This window comes from Paraburkholderia sp. EG304 (genome assembly GCF_046543485.1).
GTDB lineage: Bacteria > Pseudomonadota > Gammaproteobacteria > Burkholderiales > Burkholderiaceae > Paraburkholderia > Paraburkholderia youngii.
Genome location: NZ_JBKGUA010000374.1, coordinates 1 through 386 on the forward strand (window position 1 = coordinate 1; position 386 = coordinate 386).

General features: G+C 56.2%; 1 protein-coding gene. It reads right to left on the bottom strand.

Annotation, left to right across the window (positions count from 1 at the left end; translation table 11 throughout):
* Positions 1–257 precede the first annotated feature (257 nt).
* A partial coding sequence (locus ACLFKU_RS44350; RefSeq protein WP_410853470.1) for an IS3 family transposase occupies positions 258–386 on the bottom strand: 129 nt, incomplete at its 5' end.

Consider the following 386-nt stretch of genomic DNA (forward strand, 5'->3'; position numbering starts at 1 on the left):
GTGCCTGTACGAACCCCTCGGCGACGTCGTGCTTGTGAGGGGCACAGGCGGACGCAACGCAACACAACCAACCTTTATAACCGCTCAAGCTACCGGACAAGGTGCAATGTGAAGCCGACTCCTTACTCTGCGGGCTGCACACTGGTGTGGTCAATGGCTTCAGGCCAATACCAAAAGCGAAGTGAGCTTCCCTCAGTTTTTCGCCTTCCAGAGGTCCGGGGTTATGCAGCCGTATCCTTTGTCCGCTGAGCCGCAAGCTAGTCTTGCATGAACTGAGTTGGCGACGTGAAGCCGAGCGATGAATGACGACGACTGCGGTTATAAAACACTTCGATGTATTCGAACAAGTCCGCAACGGCGTCGCGATGCGTGCGATACCGCGTGCC